Here is a 21,609-nt window from a genome sequence, read left to right as displayed (position 1 = left end):
GCTCCTTGGACTTAAGGGGGTTCAGCCGACGCGGCGAATGGCGGATGCGGGCACCTGACCGATGCCCGCCACGTTTAGGATCGGCCCGCCGGTGGCGGGCAGCGAAACGGAGGAAACGGGGGCCCAGACCAGGGTGCGGGCGGGCACGGCACCATTGGCACCGCGCGCTTCGACCGCGACGGTGAACGGCCCTTCGCCGGCAGAGGTGCCGTCGGCATTCAGCCCGTCCCAGTCGAAAGCGATCGTTCCGGCCTTTTGCGCGCCCAGATCGACGCTGCGGATCGGATTGCCATCGGCATCGCCGATGGTGACGGTGACGTTGGCGGCATCGCCGTCGAGTTCGACAGCGCCGTCGATCCCGCCGCCCGTGCGGCCCAGCGCAACCGATCCCTCGGTCAGGACCGTGCGGCCGACCCAGCTCAGTGCCTCTGCCGGGCTGGTCGCGCCCAGCTTGTCGGCAATGGCCTTGAGCGTCGTATTCATCTCCTGCTGGCCGGCCAGCGACGAGAATTGCGCCATCTGGGCGACCATCTGGGTGTTGTCGACCGGCTCGAACGGATCCTGGTTGCGCAGCTGCGCCGTCATCAGCGCCAGGAAATCCTGCTGACCCATCTGGGACTTGCCCTGGGCATTGGCCAGCGCGGCATTGCCGGTTCCGGAGCGGTTGATGCCCATGCCCGCAAGGGCTGTGTCGAATGAAGTCGCCATGATTTACCGTCCCAGCCGGAGGGTTTCGGTGATCAGCGACTTGGCCGTCTGCATCACCTCGACATTGTTCTGATAACTGCGCGCGGCCTCCAGCATGTCGACCAGCTCGCGGGTTTCCTGGACCGCGCTTTCCCAGACATTGCCGTCGGCATCCGCCAGCGGGTTGCCGGGATCGTAGCGCTTGGTGGGTTCTTCGCCCGCGGTTACCACTCGCTCGACATCGACGGTGGCCATGCCGGTCGCCTTGTCGAAATGGGTGCGGAACACCGGCTTCATCGTGCGATAGGCGGCATCCGGCGAGCTGGCGATCGCACCGGCATTCGCCATGTTCGACGCCGTCGTGTTCATCCGCACGAGCTGGGCCGACATGGCCCTGCCGGATACCTGAAAGATGTTGAGGGGAGCGTCAGCCATGGTCATTCACCCTTCAGCGCGCGCTTGATCGTGTCGATTCGGCCGTTGAGGAACGCGAGCGTCGTCTGATAGGCGACGGCGTTCTCCGCAAAGGCGGTCTGTTCGGTGGACAGGTCCACCGTATTCCCGTCCATCGAGGGCTGAAGCGGCACCCGATAGAGAGTCGCATTGGCCATGGCGGCGGCGGAACTGCCCCCCGGCTGTTCCACCGCCGCCAAAGCCTTGCGAAAGTCGATATCCTTGGCCTTGAAGCCAGGCGTCGATGCGTTGGCGATGTTGGACGCCAGCACATTCATGCGCTGCGCCCGCACGGCCAATGCCGCGCCATGCACCCCGAAAAGCCGATCCTGAGCCATATGGGCCTCCACGAAAATCGTATCCGACGACCACTAAGCAATCGCCGTGCCAATTGCCGGATCAGGTAACGGAGGCGGTAAAGCGGCAAGTCCGGCGGCAAGATCTTGCCGGTTGCGGCGCCGCTTTGCCGGACATGACCGCAGAGGCTAGCATCCTTGCCGATGCCGGTCAGTTGGCCCGGCTTTTGCAGCAGTTACGCGCATGGACATTGCCTATCCTGCCGCGACCGTCGCTGCCCTTGCGCCCTATTTCGATGCGCCATCGCTCGCCATCGTCCTTGGCGGCACGGCGCTGGCGCTGGCGTTGCGTCATGGTGCCGGCGACCTGGGCCGGGCGGTGGCGGCGCTTCGGGTGCTGGGCCGCCGCCGGTTTCGCGCCGATCCGCTGCTGGTTCAGATCGATGCGCTGGGCCGTATCGCCCGCAAGCATGGCATCATGCAGCTGGACCGTTCGGTCATCGAGGATGATGATGTCGCCGCTGCGATCGCCGTCATCGTGGACAGGGGCGAACCGGCTGCGGTCGAGCGGTTGCTGGTCGAGCGCAATACGGCCCGGGTGGAACGGCATCAGGCGGCAATCGCGGTCTGGGCGAGTGTTGCCGAAATCGCCCCGGCAATGGGAATGATCGGCACGCTGGTCGGCCTGGTCAAGATGTTCACCGTCATGGGCGATCCCCGTGCGATCGGTGCCGCGATGGCGATTGCGCTGCTGACCACCCTGTATGGCGCGCTGATCGCGACGCTGGTCGGCGTGCCCATCTCGGGCCGATTGCGCACGCTGGCGCGGGCCGAACAGGTGGAGCGCGCCAGACTGGCCGGGCCGCTGGCGTCGCTGGCCAGCCGCGAACAGCCGCGGCTGCGCCTTGCGCCGGAGCAGCGCGCATGACCGGGCAGCTGGACGTCCTTGGCGAACCGCAGGGCCGGCCGGTCTGGCTGACCACGCTGGCCGATCTGTCGCTCTTGCTGCTCGGCTTTTTCGTGCTGGTCATGGCAACCGAGGCGGAGGACCGCGAACGACTGGCCGCAGGATTGCGGGCCGGATTTGCCGCGGATCAGCCCGTGCCGATCCCCGCCGCGCCGCCGATGCCGCTGGAAACGGCGCGTGTGAGCGGATTTGTCGCCGGGGCCGACTGGCTGCCGGATGGCGCTCGACCGGCCCTGGATTGGGCCAGGGCTGCTGCGGCCGATCCGCGCGTCACCCTGACGCTCAGCGGTTCGGCGGCGGGCGGCGATGACGTCGATCCCGATACGGGCAGCGTCGCCGTGTTGGCGCAGGCCCGTGCCGTCGCCGTGGCCCGCGCGCTGGTGGATGCCGGCGCGGTCCGCCCCGATCAGGTGCGGATCGCCGCGCATGACGGCCGCCCCGATCGCGCCCAGGTGCAGATGACCATCGGTTTTGCCGGAACGCCGCAATGAAGCCGCGTTCCGCCTTGTCACAACACAGCAGGAGAAACGCCATGCGGATCCTTCGCCTTCCCATCATTCTGGCCGCAGCATGGGCTGTCGCCGCCGTGCCGGCATCGGCCGGACCGGGAGAAGTGCAGTCGACCGAGTTGCTGGATATTGCCGTCGGCCAGTTCACGGGCGTGCCTGTCGGGCAGGAGGGCGGCGCACGCACGACGGTCGATCCGCGACTGAAACTGGCGCCGTGCCAGCTGCCGCAGCTGGAATGGTTCACGCCCGCGCGCGATACCGTGATCGTGCGCTGCATGGCGCCGGCCTGGCGCATCTTCGTGCCGGTGAACCGCGCCCAGCCATTGCCGCAGGTCGCAACGATGGCAGCCGGAGCGGGTGTCGCGGCCGCACCGGTCGCCAAGGCCGAACCGGTCATCAAGCGCGGCGATCCCGTCCGCGTGCAGGCGACTGCATCGGGCTTTGCGATCAGCCGCGACGGCGTTGCCATGGGCGATGCCGCGGTGGGCGCGCGCGTCCTGATCCGTGTCGACGAAAAGAAGCCGCCGATCCAGGCGGTCGCCGTCGAACCGGGCCTTGCCGCCCTTCCCGGATGGTCCCGGTAATTTTTTGCTAAAGGTTTTCGTCGTGCCGTCGTTTCCCGGTTTGTCAGTTGCTTATTCGGAGCGTGGACATGGTGGACCCGATCGGCGTAAAGCCAATCCAGACCAGCGAACGGGCGGGGCCGCTGCAGGCTGTACGGCCGCTTCGCAAGCCCGATCCCGCCGCATCCGAAACCGCGACCGCCGCCCGGCCGGGCGTCCGCACCCTTGCCAAGGAGGCGGCGGAAAAGCCGGAGGTTCGCAGCGAACGCGTGTCGCAGATCAAGCGCGCGCTGGAACGGGGCGATTATCCGGTGCTGCCGTACAAGATCGCCGATCACCTGATCGCGCTGCGCCTCGACTGGCTTGAAATCCGATGAACCGCAAACAGGCCCTGTGTCAGGTCATCGACTGCCTGCACGCTGAAATCGATGCGCTGAAGGCGAACGACGTCGCCGCGCTGGAAGCCGCGACGATCGCCAAGCTGAGCGCGCTCGATGTGGTGGCGGCGAACGACAATGGCGCTGCGCCCGATCCCGAACTGCGTGCGCTGGCCGAACAGGCCCACCGGCTGAACGAAACGGCGCGCATCTATGTCAACCTGATGGCGGCAAATGTCCGCCGCCGCCTGCAGGATCTTGCCGGTCAGGCCGGCACGTCGCTGCGTCCGGCGGGTGCCGCAGGCCGGGTAGCCGCCGCTTACGGCTGGTAGGTCCGGTCAGCCGGCCAGTTGGCACGGCTCTTGCTGAATTGCCCGGGTAACGGAGCAATCGAGCAGGACGGATGCCGAACAATCTGATCAATCCCGTCGCATCGCGATCCACTGTCCATTCCGCCATCGCGCTCGCCAGCCAGCGCACGGGCATGGATTTCCATTATCTGCTGGGCCAGGCGCAGGTCGAAAGCGGCCTGCGCGCCGATGCGCGTGCGGGCACGTCGAGCGCCACCGGCCTGTATCAGTTCATCGAGCAAAGCTGGCTGGGCGTCGTCAAGCAGCATGGTGCCGCGCATGGCCTTGGTTGGGCGGCGGATGCCATCGGCCAGACGGCGGGGGGCCGCTTTACGGTTGCCGACCCGGCCGCGCGCCGGGCGATCCTCAATCTGCGCAACGACCCGCAGGTCGCATCGCTGATGGCTGCCGAACACGCATCCGACAACAAGGCGGCGCTGGAAAACGTGCTGGGGCGCGAGGCCAGCGGCACTGACCTCTATATGGCGCATTTCCTGGGCCTGGGCGGGGCGAAACAGTTTCTCGGCGCGATGCAGGCCAATCCCAACCGCAGCGGCGCGGCGATGTTCCCCGCCGCGGCACGTGCCAATCGCGGCATCTTTTATGCCCCCGGCGGCCAACCCCGCAGCCTTTCCGAAATCTATCAGCGCTTCGCCGCAAAGCTCGACAAGGGCGCGATGGCGGCTGGTTCGCCCGGTGCGCAACCGGCCAACCCGTTCCAGAATCTGGAGCCGGGGGTCGAGGTGCTGCTGGGCAATGGCGCAGAAGGGCAGGACAAGGCCTGGGTCGAGACGACGCTGGCCAATCTGAACGTGGTGCGTGGCCGCAGCGATATCGGTGCGATGGGCGATCCCATCCGGACCGCAGCCTATCGTCCGACGCCTGCCACGGCGCGGCTTGCCTATCTGATGCTTGCCAATCTGGGGGCCTGATCGGGAATGTTCGCTTCGCTTGCCCCGCATGGCAATTTCATGCCCGTGATCCGCAATTCCGCGCTGCCGCTGGCGATCCTGTTGCTGGTCGTGCTGATGGTGGTGCCGATTCCGGCGTTCCTGCTCGACATCTTCTTCACGCTGAACATCGCGATCAGCCTGGCAGTGCTGATGGTGGCGCTGAATGCCCGCAAGCCGCTCGACTTCTCGTCCTTTCCCTCCGTCCTGCTGTTCGCCACGCTGTTCCGCCTCGGCCTGAACGTCGCCTCCACGCGCGTCGTGCTGGTCCACGGGCATGAGGGCGAGGCGGCGGCCGGCCATGTGATCGAAGCGTTCGGCACCTTTCTGATCGGCGGCGACTATGTCGTCGGCCTGCTCGTCTTTGCGATCCTGATCATCATCAACATGGTCGTGGTCACCAAGGGTGCGGGCCGCGTTTCCGAAGTGTCGGCGCGCTTCACCCTGGACGCCCTGCCCGGCAAACAGATGGCGATCGACGCCGATCTGAACGCCGGGCTGATCACCGCCGACGAGGCGCGGGCCAAGCGGATCGAGGTGGCGACCGAAGCCGATTTCTACGGATCGATGGACGGTTCGTCCAAGTTCGTAAAGGGCGATGCGATCGCGGGTCTGTTGATCCTGGCGATCAACATCATCGGCGGCCTGATCCTTGGCGTCGCCAGCCATCAGCTGACGGTGGGCGAGGCGGCCCAGACCTATATTTTGCTGGCCATCGGCGACGCGCTGGTGGCGCAGGTGCCGTCGCTCTTGCTGTCCATCGCCGCCGCCGCCATCGTCACCCGCGTCACATCCAGCGAAGATCTGGCCGGACAGATTGGCGGCCAGTTCGGATCGTCGCGCACCTGGACCCCGGTGGCTGGCATTCTGGGCCTGTTGGGCCTGTTGCCGGGCATGCCGATGCTGGTCATCCTGCCCGCCGCCGCAGGTGCGGGCTATATCGCCTGGCGGCTGCGCGCGATCGAAAAGCGCCCGCCGCCGCCCGAATTGCCCGCGCCGCCCGCCGATCTGTCGCGGATCGGCTGGGACGAGGTGGCGGACAACCTGACCGTCCAGATCGATATCGGCTATGGCCTTGTGCCGCTGGCCGACGAGCGGCGCGGCGGCCCGGTCATGGGCCGGATCACCGGCGTCCGCCGCCAATTGTCCAAGGAACTGGGCTTTGTCGTGCCCCAGGTGCGGGTGCGCGACGACATCAACCTGCCCCCCTATACCTATCGCGTGCTGATCGGCGGCGTCGTGGTGGGCGAAGACAGCGTGTCCCCCGACGAAATGTTGGCGCTGGATACCGGCCAGGCGGTGGGCGCGGTCCAGGGCAAGAAGGTCAAGGACCCGACATTCGGCCTGGATGCGGTATGGATCCGCGCGGGCGATGCCGACGCGGCGACTGGCCAGGGCTATCTGGTGGTCGATCCCGCGACGGTGATCGCCACCCATCTGAACCAGCTGCTGATCCAGTATGCGGCGGACCTGCTTGGCCCGGACGAGGTGCAGGCGCTGCTGGACGAGCTGAAGGACCGCCACGCCGCACTGGTCGCTTCGCTGACGCCAAGCCCGCTGCCGCTGACCACCCTGACCCAGGTGCTGAAGGGCCTGTTGGCGGAAAACATTTCTCTGAAGGAATTTCGGCGGATTGCCGGGGCGATTGCGGTCGCCGCCCAGCGCAGCATGGATGCTGACGAAATCGTCGAACTGATCCGGCCGGATCTGGGCGCGCTGATCATCCAGAAACTGTGCGGCGTGCGCGAACCGCTCCGCGTGATGACGCTGGAGGGGCAGCTGGAAGCGCTGCTGAGCCAGGCGGTGCGCGGCGACATGAGCCGCCGCCACGCGATCGATCCAGAGCTGGGCCGCCGCATCGCCGACGCCTTGCAGCGGGCGGCCCAGCCGCTGGTCGCCGATGGCAAGCCGTTCGCTTTGGTCGTTCAGCCCGCGATCCGGGTGGCGATCCGCAAGCTGGTTCGCACCGTCCTGCCCGATACGCCCGTCCTCAGCTTTTTCGAGGTGCCCGAGGACAAGGCGGTCGAAGTCGTCGCCGTCATCGGCGCGCCGGAGGCACTGCCCGCATGAACGCGCCCTTCTTTCCCCAACGCCCGCTGACCTATTCGCCCACCGGCGCCGCGCCGGACAAGGACGCGCTGGCCCGGCAATATCTGCCGCTGGTGCGACGGATCGCCTGGCACGTGCACGGCGCGATGAGCACGCTGATCGAGGTCGAGGATCTGATCCAGATCGGGCTGGTCGCCCTGGTGGAGGCCGTGGACCAGTTCGAGGATCGCGGCATGGTGACGTTCGATCAGTATCTGGCCACGCGAGTGCGCGGCAGCATGATCGACGCGCTGCGCCGGGGCGCCACCATGACACGCGGCGCCATGCGCCGGAAACGGGAATATCGGGAGACGATCACCGTGCTGACCACCGATCTGGGCCGCGCGCCCAGCGATGCCGAAATCGCCGCACGGCTGGGCGTGACCATGGACAAACTGCGCACCGATTATGCGGCAGCCGAGCCGATCCGGTTCGATTCCATCGATGATCTGTATGATGACGAGGCGCCATGGTTCATGTCCGATGCGCCCGACCCGTTCGAATCGCTGGCCGAAAGCGACCAGCGTGAGGCACTGGCCAGCGCCATCGCCGACCTGCCGGAGCGCGAGGCGATCGTCATCCAGCTTTACTATGTCGAGGAACTGAACCTGGAAGAGATCGGCGAAGTGCTGGGCGTAGGCTCTGCGCGCATTTGCCAGATCAAGAAAAGCGCGCACGAACGGCTGCGCAAGGGGCTGATGCGGCGATTGGGGTAATCTGGCTCAACCCCTCGGACGACCCTCAGTCCAGCAGTCCCTTCAGCCGGTAAAGCTGCTCCAGCGCCTCGCGCGGGGTCAGGGCGTCGACGTCGAGGGTGGCCACCGCCTCGCGCAGCGGGTTTGCCGGCTCGGGCTCCGCTTGCGCCATTGCGGCGAACAGGGGCAGGTCATCCAGGCCCGCAGCGATGCCGCCCGTGCGCTCTCGCCCCGCTTCCAGCTTGGCCAGCACCGCCTTTGCCCGCGCAATGGTCGCAGGCGGCATCCCCGCCAGCCTAGCAACGGCCAGGCCATAGCTGCGGTCCGCCGGTCCCTCCGCCAGCTCGTGCAGCAGGACCAGATCGCCTTTCCATTCCCGAGCGCGGACATGGTGGAGCGACAGGGCCGGGCAGCGCCCGGCCAGCCGCGTCAGCTCGTGATAATGGGTAGCGAACAGGCAGCGGCTCCGATTGTCGTCATGCACCGCCTCGACCACCGCCCAGGCGATGGCGAGGCCATCATAGGTGCTGGTACCGCGTCCGACCTCGTCCAGGATGACAAAGCTGTTCGGCGTCGCCTGAGCCAGGATGGCTGCGGTTTCGACCATTTCGACCATGAAGGTCGATCGTCCGCGGGCCAGATTGTCGGATGCGCCCACCCGGCTGAACAGGCGGTCGACCAGCCCAAGCGTCGCGCGCGTCGCGGGGATATAGCTCCCCGCCTGGGCCAGCACGGCAATCAGGGCGTTCTGGCGGAGGAATGTGGATTTGCCGCCCATGTTCGGCCCGGTGACCAGCCACAGCCGGTTATCGGGCGATAGGGTGCAGTCATTGGCCACGAAGCGCTGGCCCGATTTCGCCAGCGCATCCTCGACCACCGGATGGCGGCCGCCCGCCACTTCGAAACAGGGATGGTCGACGATTTCCGGGCGGGACCAGCCGCCCTCCGCCGCGCGTTCGGCCAGGGCGGACGCCACGTCCAGCCGGGCCAACGCATCGGCGGTGCGGGCAATCGCCTCGCGCGCGGCAAGCGCTTGTTCGGTCAGCTCCTCGAGATGCGAGGCCTCTGCGGCAAGGGCATGGGCACCGGCCTGCGCCACCTTCATCGCCACATCGTGCAGGTCGGCGGCGTTGAAACGGACGGCGCCCGCCATGGTCTGGCGATGGATGAACCCGCTGTCGGGGGCCATCAGCGGATCGGCATGGCGGGCGGGCACCTCGATATGATAGCCCAGGACGTTGTTGTGACGGATCTTCAGCGCCGCGATGCCCGTCCGTGCGCGATATTGGGCTTCCAGTCCCGCAATGGCCTGCCGACCCCCGGCGCCGGTCCGGCGCAGATCGTCCAGCGCGGCATCGAACTCCTCGGCGATATAGCCGCCCTGCGCCGCATCGATCGGCGGTTCGGGCACCAGCGCCCGCCGCAACAGGTCGATCAGCGCACCATGCCCGCGCATATCGGGGATCAGCGCCATCAACAGCGGCGGGCCGCCGGCCCGGTCCAGTCGCTCGGCGAGCCGCCAGGCACCGTCCAGCCCGTCGCGCAACTGACCAAGATCGCGTGGGCTGCCGCGTCCGGCGGCGATGCGGCCGATGGCGCGACCGATGTCGGGCATGGCACGCAGCGCGGCACGAAGCTGTTCGCGCCGGCCGGCATCGTCATGAAAGTGCTGAACCAGATCGAGCCGTTCGGCGATGCTGGCGCGGTCCATCAACGGCGCGGCGATGTCTGCCGCCAGCATTCGCGCCCCCGCCCCGGTGACCGTGCGGTCGACGGCGTCGAGCAGGCTGCCCTTGCGTGCCCCCGACTGGCTGACGGTCAGTTCCAGGCTTTCGCGGGTTGCGGCATCGATCGCCATCGCCGCCGCGCTCGCCAGAATGCGGGGCGGGCGCAGAAAGGGCAGCGATCCCTTTGCCGTATGGTCCAGATAGGCGATCAGACCGCCGGCTGCGGCCAGTGCCGCGCGGCTGAACTGGCCAAAGCCGTCCAGCGTCGTCACCCCGAACAGCGATTTCAGCCGCGCTTCGCCCCGGCTGCTGTCAAACTCGGCCCGCGCACGAAGGGTCGTCGCGGCGGCATCGGCCGTCGATCCCTCTGCCGCGATCAGTTCGGCCGGGGCCAGGCGGGCGATGGCCGCGCCCAGTCCATCGGCGGTCGTCTCGATGATTTCGAAGCGACCGGTCGAAATATCGGCGGCGGCGATGGCCATGGCGCCCGTCGCCTCGCCAACCGCCGCGCACCAGTTGGCGGCGCGGGCATCGAGCAGCGCTTCCTCGGTCAGCGTGCCCGCCGTCACCACGCGGACGATGGCCCGCCCGACCAGCGCCTTTGACCCGCCCCGCTTTTTCGCCTGCTCGGGCGTTTCGGTCTGTTCGGCGATGGCGACGCGGTGCCCCGCCTTGATCAACCGTTGCAGATAGGCGGTGGCCGAATGGACCGGCACGCCGCACATCGGGATTTTCTCGCCCAGATGCTCGCCGCGCGCCGTCAGCGCGATGTCGAGACAGGCGGCCGCCACCCTTGCATCGTCAAAGAACAGCTCGAAGAAATCGCCCATCCGGTAAAACAGCAGGCAATCCGCCGCCTCTGCCTTCAGCGCCAGATATTGCGCCATCATGGGCGTGGGGGCGGGGGCATCGGCCATCCGGTTCGAATAGCCGACGCCGCCGGTCAGGCAAGGGGGCGATCAATGCGCGCCGTTGATCGCCGCCATCGCCTCGGCATGACGGCCCTCTCGTTCGGCATGGCGCAGGAACTTGACGCGCTCGACCAGGATCTCCTCGGCCTTCGGATTCGCCTCGATCAGGGCCATGACCTCTGCCGTATATTCGGCCAGCGGCATCGACTGCGGGTTCTCGGCATGGCCAGGCATCAGGTCGGTGGCGACGGCGGGGGGTGCGATTTCCAGCACATGGATACCGGTGTCGGCCAGCTGCACACGCAACGACTGGGTCCAGCTGTGCAACGCTGCCTTGGTCGCCGAATAGGTCGGCGTGGCGGCTAGCGGGACGAAGGCCAGGCCAGAGGTGACGGTGGCGATCACCGCGTCCGGCCGCGTCTTCAGATGCGGCAGCAGCGCTTCGGTCAACAGGATCGGGCCGGTCAGGTTGGTGGCGATCGTCGCCTGGGCGACCGCACCGTCGATCCCCTGTTCCACCTGCATGATGCCGGCATTGTGGATGACGATGTTCAGCGCGGGATGATCGGCCAGCAGCTGCTCCGCAAAGGGTGCGATCGACGCTGTGTCGGCGATATCGAGCGTGGCAGTCGCCATGCCGGGATTGGCGTCCGCGACCTCGGCCAGCACTTCGGCGCGGCGCCCGGCAATGATGACCCGGTTGCCGCGCTCGTGCAGCGCCTCTGCCAGCGCGCGGCCGATGCCGCTGCCGCCGCCGGTGATCAGGATGGTGTTGCCGGTAATCTGCATGGGAGGGCTCCTTCGCATTGGGTTGCAGCGGGCAGATATGGCCTATACTCTCCATTGGAAAGTAGGCACCTGAAAGTAGGGTAGTTACCAGATGGGAACCGACAGCGCTGACGACCTGCATTATTATCCCGACAACCTGGATCCCCGGGTCGAGGCGCTGGTCACCGAAGTGATCGGCCGGGTTGCGGACAAATGGACGATGATTGTGCTGGAGACCCTGACCGAGGGGGGCGAGATGCGGTTTTCCGCCATCGCCCGGGCCGTGGAGGGCGTTAGCCAGAAGATGCTGACCCAGACGCTGCGCCAGATGGAGCGCGACGGGCTGGTGGTGCGGACCGTCCATCCAGAGGTGCCGCCGCGTGTCGAATACCGGCTGACCGATCTGGGCGACACGCTCAGCTATGCCTTTTGCGGGGTCTGGTCCTGGGCTGCACGACATATCGATCGGATCGAGGCTGCCCGTGCGGCCTATGACAAGCGCGGCGGATGAGCAGCGATCGAGTGAATGGTATCGCTATCATCGCTGCAAACAGGGGGGTGACGCGAGGGTGCGCGCTGGGTAAGGCGCATGGGGTAGTGAGAGGATCGCATGACCGACGAAACCAACCAGTTTTCCGACCGTGAAGCCTTGCGCTTCCATGCCGAAGGCCGTCCGGGCAAGATCGAGATCATCGCATCCAAGCCGCTGACCACGCAGCGCGACCTGGCGCTGGCCTATTCCCCCGGGGTGGCCGCGCCGGTCAAGGCGATCGCCGAAGACCCGTCCACCGCCTATGACTATACCGCCAAGGGCAATCTGGTCGCGGTCATCTCGAACGGTACGGCCATTCTTGGGCTGGGCAATCTGGGCGCGCTCGCCTCCAAGCCGGTGATGGAAGGGAAGGCGGTGCTGTTCAAGCGCTTCGCCGATGTCGATTCGATCGACATCGAGTTGAAGACCGAGGATGTGAACCGCTTCATCGACGCGGTCGAACTGATGGAACCCACCTTTGGCGGCATCAACCTTGAGGATATCAAGGCGCCCGAGTGCTTCATCATCGAACAGACGCTGCGCGAACGCATGAACATCCCGGTGTTCCATGACGATCAGCACGGCACCGCGATCATCACCGCCGCCGGTCTGATCAATGCCTGCCTGCTCACCGGCCGCAGCTTTGCCGAAATCAAGATGGTGGTGAACGGCGCCGGCGCGGCAGCCATCGCCTGTACCGAACTGATGAAGGCGATGGGCGTACGCCATGAAAACGTGCTGATGTGCGACCGCACCGGCGTCATCACCGTCGACCGCGAAGGGGTGAACCAGTGGCAGTCGGCCCATGCCGCCGTCACCGACCGCAAGACCCTGACCGAGGCGCTGGTCGGCGCCGACGTGTTCCTGGGCCTGTCGGCTGCCGGCGCGCTGAAGCCCGAAATGGTCAAGGACATGGCGCCCGCGCCGATCATCTTTGCCATGGCCAATCCCGAGCCGGAGATTCGCCCCGAACTGGCCAAAGCCGCGCGGCCCGACGCGATCGTCGCCACTGGCCGGTCGGATTATCCGAACCAGGTCAACAACGTGCTCGGCTTCCCCTTCATCTTCCGCGGCGCGCTCGATGTGCGGGCGACGGGCATCAACGATGCGATGAAGATCGCCGCTGCCAATGCCATCGCCGAACTGGCCCGCGAACAGGTGCCGGAGGAAGTGGCGCTGGCTTACGGCGTCCAGCACAGCTTCGGCCCGGAATATATCATTCCGGCACCGTTCGACCCGCGCCTGATGGAAGTGGTGCCGGCCGCCGTCGCCAAGGCGGCGATGGATTCGGGCGTCGCGACCAAGCCGATCCTGGACATGGCGGCCTATCGCCAGTCGCTCAAGGCGCGGCTCAACCCGACCACCTCGGTGCTGAGCCTGGCCTATGAGGGTGCGCGGGCCAAGCCGAAGCGGGTCGTGTTCGCCGAGGGCGAGGAAGAGGTAGTGCTGCGCGCCGCCATCGCGTTCAAGGAAGGGGGCTATGGCACCCCCGTGCTGGTCGGCCGCGATTCGACGCTCGACCGGCTGAAGGCGCTGGGCGCCAACCCGGACGATTTCGAACTGCACAACAGCGCGCATTCGCCGCTGGTGCCGCAGATGGTCGAGTTCCTCTATGCCCGGCTGCAACGTCGCGGCTATCTTCGCCGCGACATCGAACGGCTGGTCAACCGCGACCGCAACATCTTCGGCGCGTTGCTCCTGCAACTGGGGGAGGGCGACGTGATGATCACGGGCACCACCCGGACCTGGGCGGAAACCATGCGCCAGGTTCGCCGGGTGATCGATCCCCAGCCGGGCCGCATCCCGTTCGGCATCCACGTTCTGGTCGGGCAGTCGCATACGGTGTTCATCGCCGACACGACGGTGAACGAACGGCCGACGGCCGAGGAACTGGCCCAGATTGCCGAAGGTACTGCCGCCGTCGCCCGCCGCATGGGCGTGGAACCGCGCGTCGCCTTTGTCTCCTATTCGACCTTCGGCAATCCGGAGGGACGCTGGCTCGACAATCTGCGCGGCGCGGTAAAGTTGCTCGACGAGCAGAATCCGGGCTTTGAATATGAGGGCGAGATGCCGCCGGACGTGGCGCTGAACCCCAAGCAGCTGGCCAATTATCCCTTTGCCCGGCTGTCCGGTCCGGCCAATGTCCTCATCATGCCCGGGCTGCAGTCCGCCAATATCTCGGCCAAGCTGCTGCGCGAGTTGGGCGGCGACGCCACGATCGGGCCGATGCTGGTGGGCATGGAAAAGCCGGTGCAGATCGCGCCGATGACGTCCAGCGCCAGCGACCTGGTGACGCTGGCCGTGCTGGCGGCGGGCGGTATCGCCCATTGATCCTGCCGACCGTGTTGCGGCAGCGCAACACGGTCGGACGATAGTGCACGACTGAACAAACTCGGCTTGCGTAACGACCGGTTTTACGAACAGTTGTTCGTGTTCAATGGGAGCCGCAGCCCGTTGAGCCGTCAGCGATCGTCGGGCGATTGCTGACGCCAGATCGCCGTCGGATGGATCGACAGCCGCAAAACCTGGCGCGACCCGATTACGACGGATGCCCGGAGAGGCCTGGAACAAACCCAAAAAAGGGGGACTCCATGCCCAAATTGACGATTCTGCTCGCCTCCACCGCGCTGGCCACGGTCGCGCTGCCGGCTTACGCCCAATCCGGCCCCAGCGCCGACCCCGTTGCGGAGGCGCCGACCGACGCCGATGTGGCGCAGGACCAGGCCGGCAATCCAGAAATCGTGGTCACCGGCCGCCGCGTCTCCACCGCAGAGACCGCAATCGGCACCGACGAGACGACCGCGACCATTTCCATCACGCGAGAGGCGCTGCTCTCAGCCCCGGCCGGTATTTCGGGGTTGAAGATGCTGGAAGGGCTGCCGGGGTTCAACGTTCAGGCCAATGACGCGCTTGGCCTGTATGAATTCGGCAATTCGGTCTTCGTGCGGGCGTTCAATTTCCAGCAGATCGGCTTTGTGCTGGACGGCGTGCCGATGGGGCGGTCCGACCAGTTCGGCGGCAGCCCGATCTTTCGTTATGTGGAAAACGAGAATCTGTCGCGCGTGACGGCCAGCCCTGGCGCAGGCGATGTTTCCCTGCCCAGCTATGCCTCGCTCGGCCCGATCGTTCAGTACATCACCACCGATCCCGAACGGGAAATGGGGGCGGTCGGCCAGTTCAGCATCGGTGCGGACAGTTTCCGGCGCGGGTTCCTGCGGCTCGATACCGGGGATATGGGCGGCTTTTCCGCCTATGCCAGCTATTCGCGGCTGGAAGCGGACGTGTGGCGGGGTCCAGGGTTCATCGAACGCGATCACGTCGAGGCCAAGGCGCGGTACGAGTTCGGACCCCATTCGCTGGCGTTCCGGTTCCTCTACAACGACTATTTCGACTATGATTCCCCCGCCATCTCGATCGCGCAATATGAAGGCACCGCCAACGACGCATTCGGCCGGTCGGGACGGTATTTTGCCTATCTGGGTGAGGTTCCCAACCTGCCGGTGACGACCGCGGGCATCCGTTATTCGAACACCCTGTACAACCAGTATTTCAAACAGGCGGTCAATTCGCGCACCGATTACCTGTACAGCCTGCACGGCGATTTCGAACTCACCCCCGGCTTTACCTTCAGCCCGACCCTCTATTACGAGGACAAGCAGGGGTATGGCGTGTCGCCGGAGGCCTATGCCACGTCGATCGCCGCCTATAACGCCCAGCGGCTGATCGTGCCCGGGCTGACGGCGCCAAAGGGGCTGCAATACGGCCTGTCGACGATCGAGGGCGAACGGTACGGCGTCGTCGCCAATTTCGACGCAGAGATCGGTGCGCACGCGCTGCAATTCGGGTTCTGGGCTGAGAATGATGATTATCACCGGACCCAGGACCGGTTCAATCACGCCAATGGCGATCCCGATGGCGATCCGTTGCTGAACGAGCCGGTGCATCGCCAGCGCGATTATGAATCGAAGCGTGAAACCTTTCAGTATCACGCCAAGGCGACGTTCCGTTTCCTGGACGATACGCTGAAGCTGGATGCCGGGTTCAAGGGCACGATGATCGATTATGCGATCGCGGGATACCGGAACCCCGGCGACTATATTGCGCGCCGCACGCCGCGGATCACCGACAATTACGAGGATCTGTTCCTGCCGCAGGTCGGCCTGGTGTTCGACGTGACCGACCGCGAGCAGATCTTTGCCAGCTATTCCGAAAACCTGGCCCTGCCGCGCGGCGCGGACGACATCTTTTCGGCGGCCAGCCCGCTGGCACCGGGACCGGTGCCGGAAACCGCCAAGAACGCCGAGGTGGGTTTCCGGACCAATCGCCAGATGTTCAACGCCTCGCTTGCGCTGTTCTACACGCGGTTCGACAACCGGCTTCAGGCCTTTGCCGCCGCCGTCCCCGGCTCGCCGCAGCTCGAGACGTTTTTCCAGAATGTCGGTGCGGTGGAAAGCTATGGCGCGGAGCTTTCGGGCATCGTCAAGCCGTCCGACTTTTTCTACGTCAACGCCAACGTCACGTACAATATCGCCAGGTTCAAGGACAGCTATTCGACCCTGGCCATCGCGGGGAACCGCGTACCGGACAATGCCGACTGGCTGATCCAGGCGGGGGTGACGGTGGAACCGGCCGAGTGGATCGTCGCCAATTTCAGCGGGCGATATCTGTCCGGGCGCTACACCAACTTCATCAACACCCAGGAACTGCCGGGCTACACGATCTTCAACGCCTATGTGGACCTTGGCGAGGGCATCGATGTCGGGCCGTTCAAGGCGATCCGGCTGCGTGCCAATGTCGATAACATCTTCAACAAGGATTATCTGGGCACGATCAACGTATCGACCAACGGGCTGGCCACGTTCCGGCCCGGACCCGACCGGACGTGGCAGCTGAGCTTGCGCGCCGAAATCTGACCGACCATGCTCGCGGCCGGGGGAGCGATCCTCCGGCCGCACCCTGTTTCCCGGAGGTTCCCCGATGCCACCCATTCGTGCGCTTGCCCTGTTCCTTCTGGCCAGCACGGCGGTGCCGCTCGCCGCGCAGGACGTGGACCAAAAGGCGGCGGCGCTGCACCAGCGCATCCTGACGCTCGATTCCCACCTCGATACGCCCGCCAGCCTGGACCTGCCCGGCTGGTCGATCCTGGACGAGCATGAGGTGCATGAGGATTATACCCAGGTCGATCTGCCACGGATGAAGGCGGGCGGGCTGGATGGCGGCCTGTGGGCGATCTACACGCCACAAGGGCCGCTGACGCCGGAGGGCTATCAGCAATCGCGCAATTTCGCGGTGATGCGGGGTGTATCCATTCACAAGATGGTCGCTGCCAGCCCGGGCGAGTTCGGACTGGCCGTGAAGGCCGCAGACGCCGCGCCGATCGCCAAAGCGGGCAAGCGCGTCGTCTATCTGTCGATGGAAAACGCCTATCCGCTGGGCGAGGATCTGAGCCTGCTCGATCTGTTCCAGAAGATGGATATCCGCGTGATCGGCTTCACCCATTTCGCGCACAACCAATTCGGCGACAGTTCCACCGACCCCAGCAAGGCGCCGAAATGGGGCGGCCTGTCGCCGCTGGGCAAGCAGTTGCTGGTCGAGATGAACAAGCGGGGGATCGTGCCCGATCTGTCGCACAGCGCGGATTCGACGCTGGACGATGCGCTGGCGCTGTCCACCACGCCGCTGATCCTCACCCATTCGGGGTGCAAGGCGATCTATGACCATCCGCGCAATGTCGATGATGCCCGGCTGAAGGCGCTGGCGGCCAAGGGCGGGGTGATCCAGATGAACGCCTATGGCGGCTATCTGCGCGCACTGAAGCCGAACCCGGAGCGCGATGCGGCGCTCCGCGCGCTGCGCGAGGCGATGCCGCGCGGCGCAATGACGGCGGCACAGCGGGCGGAGATGCTGGCCCAGCGGCGGGAGATCGACGCGAAATACCCCGCCGACGAGGCGAGTTTCGAGGATTTCCTGGCGCACCTGTTCCATGCATTGAAACTGGTCGGGCCGGACCATGTCGGCATCGGTCTGGATTGGGACGGTGGCGGCGGGACCACCGGCATGGAGGACATCAAGGCCCTGCCCAGAATCACCGAGGCGCTGGTAAAGGCCGGCTACAGCGAGGCGGATATCGAAAAGATATGGTCCGGCAACATGCTTCGCGTGCTGAAGGCGGCAGAGGATGCGGTGGCAAAGTGATTGGTCAGCGCTGCATGGCGTCCCACGCCGACCGTACCTGATCGGCGAACCAGGGCTCGTCGCCCAGCGAACCGAACACGGGTTCGATTGCCAGCGCGGCGGCGACGGGGCCGGCGCTGGTTCCGGCGTCGCGGAGCCGGTCCGCCAGCGGATCGTTGAGGAACGGGCCGGACAGGTGGGCAATCCATGCTGCGACGCCCATCGCACAGGCGGGCGACGTCGCCCCCGCCGCATGGCGATCGGCCATCGTGCCAACCAGCCGCTGGGGCAGCTTTTGCGATCCGTCCATCGCAATCTGCGCCAGCCGGTGCTCCAGTGCGCTGTTGGCGAACCGGGCGCGCAAGGCGTCGGCATAGGCTGCCACGTCCAGGCCCGGCACCTCGCCGACGGTGGCCGCAGCCTCGGCCATCTGCGCCTCGACCGTGGCGCGGGTTGCGGGGTCGGCCATCGATTCATGGACAAAGGTCAGCCCTCGGCCCAGGCCGAGATAGGCGAGCGTCGAATGGGCGCCATTCAGCATCCTGAGCTTGGCGAACTCGAACGGGCGGACATCGCCGACCAGCCGCGCGCCATGCCGCTCATAGGGCGGGCGGCCCGCCGCGAACGCGTCCTCGATTACCCACTGGCTGAACGGTTCGGCCTTGACCATCGCTCGGTCCTCCACGCCGGTCCGCAGCGCCAGTTCGGCAATGTCGGCATCGGTCGTCGCCGGCACGATGCGGTCGACCATGGTCGCCGGAAAGGTGCAGGTGGCGGCAATCCAGTCCGCCAGCGCTGGATCGCGCATTGCTGCCAGCGTCGTCACCGCCCCCCGCAGCACCGCGCCATTATGCGGCAGGTTGTCGCAGCTCATGCAAGTAAGCGGACCCGCGCCTTCGACATGACGACGGGCCAGGCCAGCGACGATGAAGCCGATGGCGCTGCGCGGCGCATCGGGATGGGCCAGGTCGTGCACGATATCGGGATGATCGCGGTTCAGCGCACCGGTTGCCGGATCGTGGCAATACCCCTTTTCCGTCACCGTCAGGCTGACGATGTGCGTGCCCGGTGCGGCGATGGCGTTGATGACCGCCGCCGGGTCCTCCGGCGCGACCAGTACGCCCGCGACGGACCCGATGACGCGGTCCTCGATCCGGTCGCCGTCGCGTACCACCAGCGTGAACAGCCCGTCTTGTGGCACAAGTTGATCGCGGACCCCGGCCGATCGCAGCGATACGCCCTGGATGCGCCAGTCGCCGCCGCCAGCGGCAATCGCATCATCGGCATAGACCGCCTGATGCGCGCGGTGGAATGCGCCGATGCCCAGATGGACGATGCCGACGCCGATCGCAGCGGGATCATAAGCGGGGCGATGGACAGTGTTGGGGAGCGCATCCAGCGTGGCAAGCGACAGGCGATTGTTCATGCCGTGCGCTTAGTCGGCGCGGTCCGGCATTACCAGCAAGGGAAGGGCGAAAATGGTGCCCGAGGGCGGGATCGAACCACCGACACTACGATTTTCAGTCGTATGCTCTACCAACTGAGCTACTCGGGCACACCGGGCTGACGTCCGGGGAGCGGGCCTCTTAGTCGTCGCTATCGGCTCTGTCCAGCCCGCTTTGTTCGTTTGCCAATTCGTCGGGATCGGCCAGCCGTCCGGGCAGGCGATAGCCCTCGCCCAGCCAGTTCAGCAGATCGCGGTCCTTGCACCCGCGCGAGCAGAAGGGGGCGTGTTCGGGGCTGAGGACAGGCTTGCCGCAAAGCGGGCAGGCATCAGGCGTGGCGGGACTGGACATGGCCGCCGGATATGCGCAGCGCCGGGTCGGCTTGCAAGGTGACGGCGGTACCAAGGCGAGATGCCAGTCGGGCAAGCCATTCCGGGTGACGGTCGATTGCAGCGATGACGGCCGGATGGGCAAGGATCAGCCGCTCGCCATGCCCGATGCTGCGTTCCGCCCGGCGGATCAGCGCGCGGGCAGCCCATGCGGCCGGATCGGCCGTGTACAACTCGGGAAGTGACAGGCGTGCCCGCCGCCGCACGATCTGGATGAAGCCGAAACCGTTGACGGCGGTGCGCTCGAACGGCTGGGGCAGGGCAGCGTCCAGCGCCTCGGCCATGGCGATCCGGGCGGCCTTGTCCTGAACCGTCGGCAGGTCGATGCCGACCGACCCGGCGATGTCCAGCCGCCTGATCGCCTGTCCCGCCGCCTGGGCCGCGATCAGGCCCAGTTCCGCGGGGGCCAGCTCGCCGTCGACATCGATCAGCGTCATGGCCGGGGTGGGATGGATCGACAGCGATCCACCGGGAAAGCCGATCAGCCCCGTTTCCGCTTGCTCCAGCACCTCCCCCCATCCGGCCTGCTCGAACGGATCGGGGCCGAAGCGGGGCGGCACGCGTGCGCCGGGCAGTCGGTCGGCCAGCGCCGGGGCCGGGCCGGGCACGGCATCCGGCGCGGCGGGGCGGGCGCGGGCGCGCTTGGGCTTGCCGGGTTCCGGCGTGGCGGGCCGGGTAATCTCGATGCGGCACAGCGCGCCCTGTGTGATGCCGGGGGGCAGGGGCGTCACCAGCGCCTCGCCGTCCGCCCATTCGACGATCCCCTGGTTTCGGGCCGCGATGCGGCGAACCAGCCGCGCATCGATCACGGTGCCCGCGAACAACGCGCCGTCCGGTTCGATCCGTGCTTCAAGAATGTGTCCACGCTCGATCAGGATCGCGCGGGTCTCCCCGATCCCGCGTTCGACCCACCAGTCAGCCAAAACGGTAACCGCTGGATTCCAGGAGGGCGCGCGTTTCGAACAGGGGCAGGCCGACCACCCCGGAATGGCTGCCGGACAGGAAGCGGACCAGCGCCTCGGCCCGGCCCTGGATCGCGTATCCGCCGGCCTTGCCCCAACCCTCGCCGCTGGCGAGGTACCAGTCGATCTCGGCCGTGCTCAGCCGCTTGAACGCGACGATGCTGTCGGTCAGCCGCGTCCGCGCCCGTCCGTCGCGGTCGATCACGCACACCCCGGACCAGACATGATGGCGGCGGCCCGACATCAATTCCAGCATCCGGCGATGGTCGTCTGCGTCGGCAGGCTTGTTGAGGATGCGGCGGCCGACCGAGACGGTGGTATCGCCCGCAATGACGATTTCGTCCGGCTCGCGGGTGACTGCGCGGGCCTTTTCCTCGGCCAGGCGGGTGGCATAGATGCGGGGCAGCTCGCCCTTGCGCGGTTCTTCGTCGATATCGGGTCCGACGATGCGATCGGGTTCGACCCCGATGCGCTGCAGCAGGTGCAACCGGCGGGGCGAGGTGGAGGCGAGTACGAGCCGCATTGGCCAGCGTCGCGCTTACTTGAAGCGATAGGTGATGCGACCCTTGGTCAGGTCATAGGGCGTCAGTTCGACCAGCACTTCGTCGCCCACCAGCACGCGGATGCGGTTCTTGCGCATCTTGCCGGCGGTGTGACCCAGAATTTCATGGTCGTTTTCCAGGCGGACCCGGAACATGGCGTTGGGCAACAGCTCAACCACCTGTCCGCGCATCTCAAGCAGTTCTTCCTTGGCCAAAAATCGTCC

Annotated in this window: 22 protein-coding genes and 1 tRNA gene; 12 read left to right on the top strand and 11 right to left on the bottom strand. The window is 66.5% G+C overall.

From position 1 onward, the window contains the following. Positions 1-21 precede the first annotated feature (21 nt). Genes ACPVPU_RS00825 through flgB form a run of 3 tightly spaced genes read right to left on the bottom strand, consistent with a single transcriptional unit; the run spans position 22 to position 1,478 of the window. Positions 22-708 carry a flagellar hook assembly protein FlgD gene (locus ACPVPU_RS00825; RefSeq protein ID WP_448659019.1) on the bottom strand — a complete coding sequence of 229 codons (687 nt, stop codon included), beginning with the start codon at positions 706-708 and terminating at the stop codon, positions 22-24. Between the two features lie 3 nt (positions 709-711). Then, the gene (flgC, locus tag ACPVPU_RS00820) at positions 712-1,122 is read right to left on the bottom strand and encodes a flagellar basal body rod protein FlgC (protein WP_448659018.1); all 411 of its coding nucleotides are present in this window, start codon (positions 1,120-1,122) and stop codon (positions 712-714) included. Between the two features lie 2 nt (positions 1,123-1,124). Beyond that, a complete protein-coding gene (flgB, locus tag ACPVPU_RS00815) occupies positions 1,125-1,478 on the bottom strand; it encodes a flagellar basal body rod protein FlgB (RefSeq protein WP_448659017.1) in 354 nt (117 codons plus the stop codon). A gap of 202 nt (positions 1,479-1,680) precedes the next feature. Between flgB and ACPVPU_RS00810 the strand changes: the two genes are divergently transcribed. From ACPVPU_RS00810 to ACPVPU_RS00775, 8 genes are all read left to right on the top strand, one after another. Next, complete coding sequence (locus ACPVPU_RS00810) at positions 1,681-2,364, top strand: motility protein A (protein ID WP_448659016.1); 684 nt, start codon at positions 1,681-1,683, stop codon at positions 2,362-2,364. Next, on the top strand, positions 2,361-2,894 hold the full coding sequence (locus ACPVPU_RS00805; RefSeq protein WP_448659015.1) for a flagellar motor protein MotB: 534 nt from the start codon (positions 2,361-2,363) through the stop codon (positions 2,892-2,894). The genes ACPVPU_RS00810 and ACPVPU_RS00805 overlap by 4 nt, the downstream gene beginning before the upstream one ends. Before the next feature lie 41 nt (positions 2,895-2,935). Then, on the top strand, positions 2,936-3,496 hold the full coding sequence (locus ACPVPU_RS00800) for a flagella basal body P-ring formation protein FlgA (protein WP_448659013.1): 561 nt from the start codon (positions 2,936-2,938) through the stop codon (positions 3,494-3,496). A gap of 68 nt (positions 3,497-3,564) precedes the next feature. After that, positions 3,565-3,852: a flagellar biosynthesis anti-sigma factor FlgM gene (locus ACPVPU_RS00795; RefSeq protein ID WP_448659012.1), complete on the top strand. Its 288-nt coding sequence runs from the start codon at positions 3,565-3,567 to the stop codon at positions 3,850-3,852. Then, on the top strand, positions 3,849-4,184 hold the full coding sequence (locus tag ACPVPU_RS00790) for a flagellar protein FlgN (protein WP_448659011.1): 336 nt from the start codon (positions 3,849-3,851) through the stop codon (positions 4,182-4,184). Before ACPVPU_RS00795 ends, ACPVPU_RS00790 begins: the two co-directional genes overlap by 4 nt. Before the next feature lie 71 nt (positions 4,185-4,255). Then, positions 4,256-5,134 (top strand): lytic transglycosylase domain-containing protein, encoded by an 879-nt coding sequence (locus ACPVPU_RS00785; RefSeq protein ID WP_448659010.1) that lies wholly within the window; start codon positions 4,256-4,258, stop codon positions 5,132-5,134. Positions 5,135-5,173: 39 nt separating this feature from the next. Continuing rightward, complete coding sequence (gene flhA / locus ACPVPU_RS00780) at positions 5,174-7,222, top strand: flagellar biosynthesis protein FlhA (RefSeq protein ID WP_448660563.1); 2,049 nt, start codon at positions 5,174-5,176, stop codon at positions 7,220-7,222. Then, the gene (locus ACPVPU_RS00775) at positions 7,219-7,956 is read left to right on the top strand and encodes a sigma-70 family RNA polymerase sigma factor (protein ID WP_448659008.1); all 738 of its coding nucleotides are present in this window, start codon (positions 7,219-7,221) and stop codon (positions 7,954-7,956) included. The genes flhA and ACPVPU_RS00775 overlap by 4 nt, the downstream gene beginning before the upstream one ends. Before the next feature lie 25 nt (positions 7,957-7,981). Here the strand turns inward: ACPVPU_RS00775 and mutS are convergent, their stop codons facing one another. Beyond that, positions 7,982-10,552, bottom strand: coding sequence for a DNA mismatch repair protein MutS (mutS, locus tag ACPVPU_RS00770; RefSeq protein WP_448660562.1), 2,571 nt, complete (start codon positions 10,550-10,552; stop codon positions 7,982-7,984). A 69-nt stretch (positions 10,553-10,621) separates the two neighbouring features. Next, on the bottom strand, positions 10,622-11,362 hold the full coding sequence (locus tag ACPVPU_RS00765; RefSeq protein WP_448659007.1) for an SDR family oxidoreductase: 741 nt from the start codon (positions 11,360-11,362) through the stop codon (positions 10,622-10,624). A gap of 91 nt (positions 11,363-11,453) precedes the next feature. Here ACPVPU_RS00765 and ACPVPU_RS00760 point away from each other — a divergent pair, with 91 nt between their 5' ends. The 4 genes from ACPVPU_RS00760 to ACPVPU_RS00745 all read left to right on the top strand — a co-directional run bounded on the left by ACPVPU_RS00760 (position 11,454) and on the right by ACPVPU_RS00745 (position 18,068). Then, positions 11,454-11,852: a winged helix-turn-helix transcriptional regulator gene (locus ACPVPU_RS00760; protein WP_448659005.1), complete on the top strand. Its 399-nt coding sequence runs from the start codon at positions 11,454-11,456 to the stop codon at positions 11,850-11,852. A gap of 99 nt (positions 11,853-11,951) precedes the next feature. Then, positions 11,952-14,204: an NADP-dependent malic enzyme gene (locus ACPVPU_RS00755; protein ID WP_448659004.1), complete on the top strand. Its 2,253-nt coding sequence runs from the start codon at positions 11,952-11,954 to the stop codon at positions 14,202-14,204. Positions 14,205-14,464: 260 nt separating this feature from the next. Then, complete coding sequence (locus tag ACPVPU_RS00750) at positions 14,465-16,786, top strand: TonB-dependent receptor (protein WP_448659003.1); 2,322 nt, start codon at positions 14,465-14,467, stop codon at positions 16,784-16,786. 64 nt (positions 16,787-16,850) lie between these two features. Next, a complete protein-coding gene (locus tag ACPVPU_RS00745) occupies positions 16,851-18,068 on the top strand; it encodes a membrane dipeptidase (RefSeq protein ID WP_448659002.1) in 1,218 nt (405 codons plus the stop codon). 4 nt (positions 18,069-18,072) lie between these two features. On the opposite strand, the gene ACPVPU_RS00740 is transcribed toward ACPVPU_RS00745, so the two are convergent. The 6 genes from ACPVPU_RS00740 to infA all read right to left on the bottom strand — a co-directional run bounded on the left by ACPVPU_RS00740 (position 18,073) and on the right by infA (position 21,600). Further along, positions 18,073-19,473, bottom strand: coding sequence for a mannitol dehydrogenase family protein (locus ACPVPU_RS00740; protein ID WP_448659001.1), 1,401 nt, complete (start codon positions 19,471-19,473; stop codon positions 18,073-18,075). A gap of 53 nt (positions 19,474-19,526) precedes the next feature. Next, positions 19,527-19,602, bottom strand: a tRNA-Phe gene (locus tag ACPVPU_RS00735). 31 nt (positions 19,603-19,633) lie between these two features. Next, the gene (locus tag ACPVPU_RS00730) at positions 19,634-19,843 is read right to left on the bottom strand and encodes a DNA gyrase inhibitor YacG (protein WP_448659000.1); all 210 of its coding nucleotides are present in this window, start codon (positions 19,841-19,843) and stop codon (positions 19,634-19,636) included. Next, on the bottom strand, positions 19,821-20,804 hold the full coding sequence (locus ACPVPU_RS00725; protein WP_448658999.1) for a ribonuclease: 984 nt from the start codon (positions 20,802-20,804) through the stop codon (positions 19,821-19,823). The genes ACPVPU_RS00730 and ACPVPU_RS00725 overlap by 23 nt, the downstream gene beginning before the upstream one ends. Next, a complete protein-coding gene (locus ACPVPU_RS00720; RefSeq protein ID WP_448658998.1) occupies positions 20,797-21,366 on the bottom strand; it encodes a Maf family protein in 570 nt (189 codons plus the stop codon). Before ACPVPU_RS00720 ends, ACPVPU_RS00725 begins: the two co-directional genes overlap by 8 nt. 15 nt (positions 21,367-21,381) lie before the next feature. Further along, positions 21,382-21,600: a translation initiation factor IF-1 gene (gene infA, locus ACPVPU_RS00715; protein WP_003049127.1), complete on the bottom strand. Its 219-nt coding sequence runs from the start codon at positions 21,598-21,600 to the stop codon at positions 21,382-21,384. Positions 21,601-21,609 lie beyond the last annotated feature (9 nt).

Source organism: Sphingomonas paludis (genome assembly GCF_053502515.1).
This window is presented reverse-complemented; position numbering and strand designations above follow the sequence as displayed.